This is a genomic window from Blastococcus sp. SYSU DS1021 (genome assembly GCF_054050995.1).
Genome location: NZ_JBJHAL010000002.1, coordinates 264,297 through 272,935 on the forward strand (window position 1 = coordinate 264,297; position 8,639 = coordinate 272,935).

The window sequence follows — 8,639 nt, forward strand, 5'->3', positions numbered from 1 at the left end:
CCGGCGCCACCGGCGGTGCCGCCTACTCCCGCACGAGCAGCGCCACCGGCAGGCGGGAGAGCACGACGTCGGCAGCGATACCGGCGACGTCCGAGACCGCCCGTCCACCGGTGAGCAGGTCCCGCCACGCGCCGTTCGGCAGCTGGAGCGCGGTGTCGCCCCAGCCGTCCTGCGCCAGCTTCGCCGGCAGCCGCGTGCCGACCACGACGACACCGCCGCGGTCGTAGGCGATCACGTGGTCGGCCGCCGCCCCGGTGACCGCCACCGGCTCGTAGGCGGTGAACCACTCGGGGTGGTCCCGGCGGGCGCGCAGGGTGCGCGACACGACCAGCAGCTTCGCCGCGCCGGACTCGTCCACCGCGGGCACCTCCCCGCCGTCGAGCCGGGCGAGCAGCTGCCGGCGCAGGGCGTAGTCCACGGGGCGGCGGTTGTCCGGGTCGACCAGGGAGAAGTCCCACAGCTCGGTGCCCTGGTAGACGTCGGGGACACCGGGCATCGTCAGCTGCAGGAGCTTCTGGGTCAGCGAGTTCGACCAGCCCAGCGGCGCGATCCGGGTGACGAAGGCGTCGATCTCCGACCGCGTCGTGGGGTCGTCGAACGCGGCGTCGACCAGGGCGTGCAGCTGCTCCTCGAACTCCTGGTCCGGAGCGGTCCAGGTGGTCGAGGTGCCGGCCTCGCGGGCCGCCTTCTCCGCGTAGGTGTGCGCCCGCTCCCGGGAGAGCGGCCACGCGCCGACCAGGTTCTGCCACACCAGGTGGGCCAGCGATCGGTCGGCCAGCGGGTGCCGGGTGATCCAGCCCCGCACGAGCCGCGCCCAGTCGGCGGGGAGCTCGGCGAGTACCGCCAGCCGGGCGCGCACGTCCTCGCTGCGCTTGGTGTCGTGCGTGGACAGCGTGGTCATCGACCGCGGCCGCAACGCCAGCCGCCGGCGCTGTGCCTCGTGGAACTCGGCCACCGTGCTGCCGAAGCGGGCCGGGTCACCGCCCACCTCGTTCAGCGCCGCGAAGCGCGCCCACCGGTAGTACGCGCTGTCCTCGACGCCCTTGGCCATGACCGGCCCGCTGGTCTGCTCGAAGCGGGTGGCCGCCTCGGTACCGGCCTGCGAGAGCACCGGGTGCAGCGCCTCCAGCGCCGGCGCCAGGTCGGGGCGGCGTTCCCGGACCGCGGCCACGGTCCGGTCCAGGTGCTCCCGGCCGTCGGGCAGGTAGCTCCGGTAGACCGGGAAGGAGGCGAGCAGCTCGGCCAGCGCCTCGGTCTCCTGCTCCCGGTCGACCGCGCCGCCGCCCGCCCCTCCGAGCGCGCCGATGACCCGGACCAGCCGGGCGACCTCCGAGCCGAGCATCCCATCGGTGACCTCGCGCTTGCAGTCGTGGACCAGCTGGGCGTAGTCGACCCGCCGGCCGGCGAGTTCGGTGTCCAGCGCGGTCAGCGCCGGCTCCCCGGCCGGGTCGACGAGCACCTCGTCCACCTCGGCGAGGGCGTCGTAACCCGTCGTCCCCGCCGTCGCCCAGCTCTCGGGGAGGTCCTCCCCGGGTTCGAGGATCTTCTCCACGACCGTCCACCGGCCGTCCGACGCCTGGGCCAGGCGGTCCAGGTAGCCCTTCGGGTCGGCCAGCCCGTCCGGGTGGTCGATGCGCAGCCCGTCGACGGCGCCGTCGTGCACCAGTCGCAGCACCAGCTCGTGCGTGGCCTGGAAGACCGCCGGGTCCTCGACCCGCAGCCCGGCGAGCGTGTTGATCGCGAAGAAGCGCCGGTAGTTCAGGTCGCTGTCCGCGCGGCGCCAGTCCACCAGCTCGTAGTGCTGCCGCGCGTGCACCTCCTGCGGCGTTCCGTCCCCGGTTCCGGGGGCGATGGGGAAGCGGTTGTCGTAGTAGCGGAGCTCCCCGTCCACCACCTCGAGCTTCTCGACGTCGTCCGCGGAGCCCAGGACGGGGATGCGGACCTTCCCGCCGCCGAAGTCCCAGTCGATGTCGAAGGCGTCCGCGTGCGCGCTGTCCCGGCCGTGCTGCAGCACGTCCCACCACCACGGCGCCGCCGCCGGGTCGTCGACGCCCATGTGGTTGGGCACCAGGTCGAGCACCAGCCCGAGCCCGTGCTCGTGCAGCGCGGCGACGAACCGGTCGAAGCCGGCCTGCCCGCCCCGCGCCTCGTCGATGTGCGCGTGGTCCACGGTGTCGTACCCGTGGTTGCTGCCCTCGGCCGAGCGGAGCAGCGGGGAGGAGTAGGCGTGGGTGACGCCGAGGTCCGCGAGGTAGCCCGCGACCTCGGCGGCGTCCTGCAGCGGGAAGCCGGCGTGCACCTGCAGCCGGTACGTCGCCGTGGGGTCCGCGCGGCGACGCTCGTCCCCGGGCACCTGGATGGGCTCGCTCACTGGGCGGGACCCGTCAGGACGATGATCGAGCGGGCCTGCACGGTCACCGTCTCGCCGGGCTTCACCTCGACCGGCTCCACCTCGTGCATCTCGGCGGTGTCGAGCACCGGCGTCCAGCTCCGCGAGTAGTCGGCGCTGGGCAGGGTGAACTCGATCGGCTCGTGCGAGGCGTTGAACGCCAGGTAGAAGTGGTCGTCGGAGACGTACTCGCCGCGCTCGTCGGTCTCCCGGATCCCGACGCCGTTGAGGTAGACCGCCAGCGACTTGGCGTAGGCGGCGTCCCAGTCCTCGTCGGCCATCTCCTCGCCGGTCGGGGCGAGCCAGGCGATGTCGGGCACCGGGTCGCCCAGCCCGCGGCGGACCGGCCGGCCGTGGAAGAACCGGCGACGGCGGAACGTCGGGTGGTCGGCGCGGAGCTTGGTGACCTTCTTGGTGAACTCCAGCAGCCCCTCGTCGACGTTCTCCCAGTCGATCCACGTCAGCGGCGAGTCCTGGCAGTAGCCGTTGTTGTTGCCGCCCTGCGAGCGGCCGAGCTCGTCACCGTGCAGCAGCATCGGCACGCCCTGGCTCAACATCAGGGTGGTGATGAAGTTGCGCTGCTGGCGGGCCCGGCAGGCCAGCACGTCGGGGTCGTCGGTCTCGCCCTCGACCCCGCAGTTCCAGCTGCGGTTGTGGCTCTCGCCGTCGTTGTTGCCCTCACCGTTCGCCTCGTTGTGCTTCTCGTTGTAGGAGACGAGGTCGCGCATGGTGAAGCCGTCGTGCGCGGTGACGAAGTTGATGCTGGCCACCGGCCGCCGGCCCGAGTGCTGGTAGAGGTCGGAGGAGCCGGAGATTCGGTCGGCGAACTCCCCGATCGTGCCGCCTTCGCCGCGCCAGAAGTCGCGGACCGTGTCGCGGTACTTGCCGTTCCACTCGGTCCACAGGGCCGGGAAGTTGCCGACCTGGTACCCGCCCTCGCCGACGTCCCAGGGCTCGGCGATCAGCTTCACCTGGCTGACGACCGGGTCCTGGTGCACGAGGTCGAAGAAGGTGGCCAGCCGGTCGACGGCGTGCAGCTCGCGGGCCAGGGCGGAGGCGAGGTCGAAGCGGAAGCCGTCGACGTGCATCTCGGTGACCCAGTAGCGCAGCGAGTCCATGATGAGCTGCAGCGCCTGCGGCGTCCGGACGTTGAGCGTGTTGCCGGTGCCGGTGTAGTCCATGTAGTACTGCTCGTCGCCCTCGACGAGCTTGTAGTACGCCCGGTTGTCGATGCCCTTGAACGACAGGGTCGGGCCCAGGTGGTTGCCCTCGGCCGTGTGGTTGTAGACGACGTCGAGGATGACCTCGATGCCCGCCTCGTGCAGGGCGCGCACCATGCCCTTGAACTCCTGCACCTGCTGACCCGCCGTCGTGTCGCTGGCGTACTCGTCGTGCGGCGCGAAGAAGCCGATCGAGTTGTAGCCCCAGTAGTTGCGCAGGCCCTTCTGCTGCAGGGTGTCGTCCTGCACGAAGCGGTGCACCGGCAGCAGCTCGAGGGCGGTGATGCCCAGGTCGGTGAGGTGCTCGATCGTCGCCGGGTGGGCGATGCCGGCGTACGTACCGCGCAGCTCCTCGGGGATCCGCGGGTTGGTCATCGTCAGCCCCTTGACGTGGGCCTCGTAGATGACCGTCTTGTTGTAGGGGGTCTTCGGCGGGCGGTCGACGCCCCAGTCGAAGAACGGGTTGACGACGACGGACTTCGGCATGTGCGGGGCCGAGTCCTCGTCGTTGCGCTCCTGGGTCTCGAAGTCGTAGCCGAAGACCGAGGGGTGCCAGGCGACCTGGCCGTCGATCGCCTTGGCATACGGATCGAGCAGCAGCTTGTTCGGGTTGCAGCGCAGGCCCTGCGAGGGGTCGTAGGGCCCGTGCACCCGGAAGCCGTACTTCTGGCCCGGGTGGACGCCGGGGAGGAACGCGTGCCAGACGTACCCGTCCATCTCGGGCAGCCGGACCCGCTCCTCGTTGCCGTCCTCGTCGAACAGGCACAGCTCCACCTTCTCGGCCACCTCGCTGAAGATCGCGAAGTTGGTGCCGGTGCCGTCGTACGTGGCACCGAGGGGATAGGCGCTACCGGGCCACACCTGGGTCATCTGGGTCGTTCCTCCTGCGCAGGGCGCCCCGGGGCTGGGGGCGGGAGACCCGGGCGCGTGCTCGCGTGACCGGGTCGGGACGGACGTCGGGACCCCGGTGCCCGCGTCCGGGGCTCGCCACACCTCCGGCGGGCGTGAGACCGGCGACCGTGCCCCGGGTCTCCGGCGGGACGCCGCTCCGACGGACGACGACGCCCCCCGCGGCGGACCGCGGGGGGCGTCGTGCGCAGGTCCGGCCGGGATGCCACCGGGGGCCCGGCCGACCGGGGGGCGGCGGTGCCACCTGCCCGGTGGGGTGGGGCCGGCGGCGCGCCGGGTCCGACCTCGCCCGGGGAGCCCCGGGTGGCGCTGGTCCTCGGCGCGGACCGCTCCTGCGACTGGGCACGCTAGGGGTGCGAGCCGGAGCAGACAAGTACCGGCCCCGCCGCCGCCGTCCCCTCCGCCCCAGCCATCGCCCGGTGCGCGCGCGACGCCTTCTGTCACACCGCCGACGTACCGTCGTCGCGTGCGCACGACCACCGATCTCCGGCCCACGCAGGGGCGCTTCCGCGTCGTCAGCGAGTTCGAGCCCGCGGGCGACCAGCCGGCGGCGATCAAGGCGCTCGCCGAGCGGGTGAACGCCGGGGAGAAGGACGTGGTCCTGCTCGGCGCCACCGGCACCGGCAAGTCCGCGACCACGGCGTGGCTGATCGAGCAGGTGCAGCGCCCGACGCTGGTGATGGCCCCGAACAAGACCCTCGCCGCGCAGCTGGCCAACGAGTTCCGCGAGCTGCTGCCCGACGCGGCGGTCGAGTACTTCGTCTCCTACTACGACTACTACCAGCCCGAGGCCTACGTCCCGCAGACGGACACCTACATCGAGAAGGACTCCTCGATCAACGAGGAGGTCGAGCGGCTGCGGCACTCGGCCACGAACAGCCTGCTCACCCGGCGCGACGTCGTGGTGGTGTCCACGGTCTCCTGCATCTACGGCCTGGGCACGCCCGAGGAGTACGTCGACCGCGCGCTGAAGATCTCGGTGGGGGAGGAGCGGGACCGCGACGAGCTGCTGCGCACCCTGGTCACCGAGCAGTACACCCGCAACGACCTCGCCTTCACCCGTGGCACGTTCCGGGTGCGCGGCGACACGATCGAGGTCTTCCCGGTCTACGAGGAGCTCGCCGTCCGGATCGAGATGTTCGGCGACGAGGTGGAGCGGCTGTACTACCTGCACCCGCTCACCGGCGAGGTCGTGCGCGAGGTGGAGGAGCTGTTCGTCTTCCCGGCCAGCCACTACGTGGCCGGCCCCGACCGCATGGAGCGGGCGATCGCCTCCATCGAGGCGGAGCTGGAGGTACGCCTGGCGGAGCTCGAGAAGCAGGGCAAGCTGCTGGAGGCGCAGCGGCTGCGCATGCGCACCACCTACGACATCGAGATGATGCGCCAGGTCGGGTTTTGCTCCGGCATCGAGAACTACTCGCGGCACATCGACGGCCGGGCGGCCGGTAGCGCCGGTGCCTGCCTCATCGACTACTTCCCCGACGACTTCCTGCTGGTCATCGACGAGTCGCACGTGACCGTGCCGCAGATCGGCGGCATGTACGAGGGCGACATGAGCCGCAAGCGCACGCTCGTCGAGCACGGGTTCCGGCTGCCGTCGGCGATGGACAACCGCCCGCTGAAGTGGGAGGAGTTCGCCGACCGGATCGGCCAGACGGTGTACCTCTCGGCAACGCCCGGGGACTACGAGCTCGGCCGCGTCCAGGGCGACGTCGTCGAGCAGGTCATCCGGCCGACGGGGCTGGTCGACCCGGAGGTGGTGGTGAAGCCGACGAAGGGGCAGATCGACGACCTGGTGCACGAGATCCGCCTGCGCACCGAGAAGGACGAGCGGATCCTGGTCACCACGCTCACCAAGAAGATGGCCGAGGACCTGACCGACTACCTGCTCGAGCTGGGCATCAAGGTGCGGTACCTGCACTCCGAGGTCGACACCCTGCGCCGCGTCGAGCTGCTCCGGGAACTCCGGCAGGGCGAGTACGACGTGCTCGTCGGCATCAACCTGCTGCGCGAGGGGCTGGACCTGCCCGAGGTGTCGCTGGTGGCGATCCTCGACGCCGACAAGGAGGGCTTCCTCCGGTCGGGCAAGTCGCTGATCCAGACGATCGGCCGCGCGGCGCGCAACGTCTCCGGCCAGGTGCACATGTACGCCGACAAGATCACCCCGTCCATGGCCCAGGCGATCGACGAGACCAGCCGCCGGCGCGAGAAGCAGATCGCCTACAACACCGAGCGGGGCATCGACCCCCAGCCGCTGCGGAAGAAGATCGTCGACATCCTCGACGGCATCTACCGCGAGGCGGAGGACTCGGAGTCGGTCGAGCTCGTCGGCGGATCGGGGCGGCAGCAGTCCCGCGGCAAGGCCCCGGTGCCGGGGCTGTCGTCGAAGGGCAAGGTCAAGGCCGGCTCGATCGACGTGCAGGGCCTGCCGCGTGCCGAGCTGGCCGACCTGATCACGCAGATGAACGAGCAGATGCTCGCCGCCGCCCGCGAGCTGCAGTTCGAGGTCGCCGCCCGCCTGCGGGACGAGCTGAACGAGCTGAAGAAGGAGCTGCGCCAGTTCGACGCCGCGCACGCCTGACGGCGGCCGGTCGGTGGGCCCGGGAGCGGGGCCGGGCGGCGCGCCTGGACGCACGGGCGGTGGTTCCGGCGCCCTCGGGGTAGCGTGTCGCCCAGCACCCCGGCGCCCGCATCCGACGACGTCTGCACGGCGGCGGGATGCACAATGGAGGGGAGTATCCCCGCGCGGCAGCGTCGTCATCACGAGGTCCCATGGCCTCCGGTGCTGCCGGCCGCAGGCCTCGGGCCGGCGGCGGGAGAGACCTCCGGTGCCGGATGGCTGGCAGTGATACCGGAGGTCTTCTGCAATGGACGTGCCCTTCTGGGTGTGGGCGGTCACGGTCGGCGCGATCGTGGGCATGCTCGTGTTCGACTTCTACGGGCACGTGCGCACGCCGCACGCGCCGACCCTGCGGGAATCGGCCACCTGGTCGGCCATCTACGTCGGGATCGCGGTCGTCTTCGGACTGCTGATCCTGTGGGCCTACGGCGGCACGTACGGCGGTGAGTACTTCGCCGGCTACATCACCGAGAAGAGCCTCTCGGTGGACAACCTGTTCGTCTTCGTGCTGATCATGGCGAGCTTCGCGGTACCGCGGGAGCTGCAGCAGAAGGTGCTGCTGTTCGGGATCGCGTTCGCGCTGGTCCTGCGGACCGCCTTCATCCTCGTCGGCGCCGCGGCGATCAACAACTTCAGCTGGGTCTTCTACCTCTTCGGCGGATTCCTCATCTACACCGCCTGGGCGCAGGCGCGCAGCGGCGGGCACAACGAGGACGAGGAGTTCAAGGAGAACCTCCTCCTCCGCCTCACCCGCAAGGCCGTGCCGACGACGAAGGAGTACCACGGCGACCGGATGGTCACGAAGCTCGAGGGCAAGCGCTACATCACGCCCCTGGCGATCGCACTGGTGGCCATCGGCAGCGCCGACATCCTCTTCGCCGTCGACTCCATCCCGGCGATCTTCGGGCTGACCCAGGAGACCTACCTGGTGTTCAGCGCCAACGCCTTCGCGCTGCTCGGGCTGCGGCAGCTCTTCTTCCTGATCGACGGCCTGCTCGACCGCTTGGTCTACCTGGCCTACGGCCTCGCGGTGATCCTCGGCTTCATCGGGATCAAGCTGCTCATCCACGCCCTGCACGAGAACGAGCTGCCGTTCATCAACGGTGGGGAGCACGTCACCGTGGTGCCCGAGATCCCGACGTGGCTGTCCCTGACGGTCATCCTCGTCACCCTGCTGATCACCACCGTCGCCAGCCTGGCCAAGAACAAGCGCGACGAGGCAGCCGGCTACACCAGCCCGACGGGTGCCGGGGACCCGGGCGCCGACCGGACCGGGCGCAACGTGCCCGCTCCGGGGAGCCACGACGGTCTGGACACCCCCGGGCGCGGCGAGGGTCCGCCGGACCCGAGGAACGCCCCGGTGACTTCGCGGGACGACGGCTCGACGGACTGAGCCCCGGGGGGGGGGGGGGGGGGGGGGGGGGGGGGGGGGGGGGGGGGGGGGGGGGGGGGGGGGGGGGGGGGGGGGGGGGGGGGGGGGGTGGGGCGGGGCGGCCGGGCG

At 71.4% G+C, this 8,639-nt stretch carries 4 protein-coding genes; 2 read left to right on the forward strand and 2 right to left on the reverse strand.

Annotated elements, in window-relative coordinates; all coding sequences use genetic code 11:
* Positions 1 to 22 precede the first annotated feature (22 nt).
* Together treY and glgX are read right to left on the reverse strand one after the other, a co-directional pair.
* Positions 23 to 2,371, reverse strand: coding sequence for a malto-oligosyltrehalose synthase (gene treY, locus ACI8AP_RS02820; protein ID WP_456587805.1), 2,349 nt, complete (start codon positions 2,369 to 2,371; stop codon positions 23 to 25).
* Positions 2,368 to 4,479, reverse strand: coding sequence for a glycogen debranching protein GlgX (gene glgX, locus ACI8AP_RS02825; protein WP_456587806.1), 2,112 nt, complete (start codon positions 4,477 to 4,479; stop codon positions 2,368 to 2,370). Before glgX ends, treY begins: the two co-directional genes overlap by 4 nt.
* A gap of 505 nt (positions 4,480 to 4,984) precedes the next feature.
* Between glgX and uvrB the strand changes: the two genes are divergently transcribed.
* Positions 4,985 to 7,099, forward strand: a complete 2,115-nt coding sequence (uvrB, locus tag ACI8AP_RS02830) for an excinuclease ABC subunit UvrB (protein WP_456587807.1) — start codon at positions 4,985 to 4,987, stop codon at positions 7,097 to 7,099.
* A 286-nt stretch (positions 7,100 to 7,385) separates the two neighbouring features.
* A complete protein-coding gene (locus ACI8AP_RS02835; protein WP_456587808.1) occupies positions 7,386 to 8,531 on the forward strand; it encodes a TerC family protein in 1,146 nt (381 codons plus the stop codon).
* Positions 8,532 to 8,639: the final 108 nt, after the last annotated feature.